General features: G+C 26.0%; 1 protein-coding gene. It reads left to right on the forward strand.

The annotated features are described in order from the left end of the window. Window positions 1–699 precede the first annotated feature (699 nt). On the forward strand, window positions 700–927 hold the full coding sequence (locus T424_RS22740) for a hypothetical protein (protein WP_154664990.1): 228 nt from the start codon (window positions 700–702) through the stop codon (window positions 925–927). Window positions 928–1329: the final 402 nt, after the last annotated feature.

The following is a 1329-nucleotide window of genomic DNA, read 5'->3' on the forward strand; positions in this document are numbered from 1 at the left end:
CTAAACTAGGACAAGAAAAGTAGACAGAAAATAAAAACTGTCTACTTTTCGTTTACAATAAGAGAAAGGAGTTTACAAATGGCTAAACAATTGAAACATTATGAATGATTAGATCTATTTAGATGACTAGAAAATTGAGAATACACAAATGAATATGAATACAAATTTGCATCTTATATTTCAGAAAAATATAATAAGGATTACTTTAAAGAAAATATTAGACGTAGAATTTGAAATAAATTTAGAGAATATCAAAAAGACGAAACTGTAATATTTTCAAAAACAGGAACAGCCCCTAAAAAAGGGAAGGGTTGTGGAAGACCCAAAAAGAAAACTATTGAAACAGATGATTCAATGATTGAAGAAATGACTGATGAGCAAAAGAATGAATTCATAAAAATTATGATTGAAATTTTCAGAGATAATAAAATTGAAATTGATTGAAGCAAAATCAAGAAATCATCTTCTGTTACAAATAAACAATTTATATATTTTTTAGAAATACCAAAATCTACTTTTTATAAGAAAATGTCGCAATTAGATAAAGAAGTCTCTCAAACATCTGAAAATGAAGAATTACATTCAATTGTCAAAAAGGCCTTTTATGAAAATAAAGGTCGTTTTGGTCGTTGAAGATTGAGCGTTTATATACTAAAAGTATATAAAATAGACATAAATTACAGAACTTTAGGAAGAATAATGAAAAAATTGAATCTAATTTGTGTAGTTAGGCCAAAACGTAAAGTCAGAGAAATCAAGAATACAAATGTTAAGATTGAAGATCTTGTAAATAGAGATTACAATGGAATTACAAATAATATTATTGCAACAGATGTTTCATATATAAAAGCACCAAACGATATTAATGAAAATCATGTTTATCTTTCAGTTGCAATACATCATAAAACAAAGAAAATTTTAAATTGAAACTTATCAAGAAGAAATGATACAGATTTAGTTATTTCGCACATCAAGGATATAAAGTTTAAAAAACCTTGAATTCTTCACTCAGATCACGGATTTCAATATTCATCATCTAAATATCTCGATGTAGTTGCAAAAAACAATGGAAATGTATCTATGGGCAGGGTCGGAAATTCATTAGATAATAGGGAAGTTGAATATTTCTTTTCAAACATCAAATCTGAGTGTTTAAACTTTGTAAATTACAAAACAATTTGCTTTGATAAACTCAAAAACATTATCAAAGATTACATTGAATGATATAACAATGAAAGATTTCAATCTGTGTTAAATTGAAAAACACCTCAACAATATTGAGATGCTTTGAGTTTTTTATAAATTGTCTATAAAACTTGTCCTAGTTTA

The sequence above is a fragment of the Allorhizobium undicola ORS 992 = ATCC 700741 genome, assembly GCF_000621665.1.
GTDB classification, from domain to species: domain Bacteria; phylum Pseudomonadota; class Alphaproteobacteria; order Rhizobiales; family Rhizobiaceae; genus Allorhizobium; species Allorhizobium undicola.

What these genes read in the sequence shown, in the direction of transcription:
- T424_RS22740 (WP_154664990.1), top strand. Translation starts at nt 700, where the DNA reads ATGAAAAAATTGAATCTAATTTGTGTAGTTAGGCCAAAACGTAAAGTC.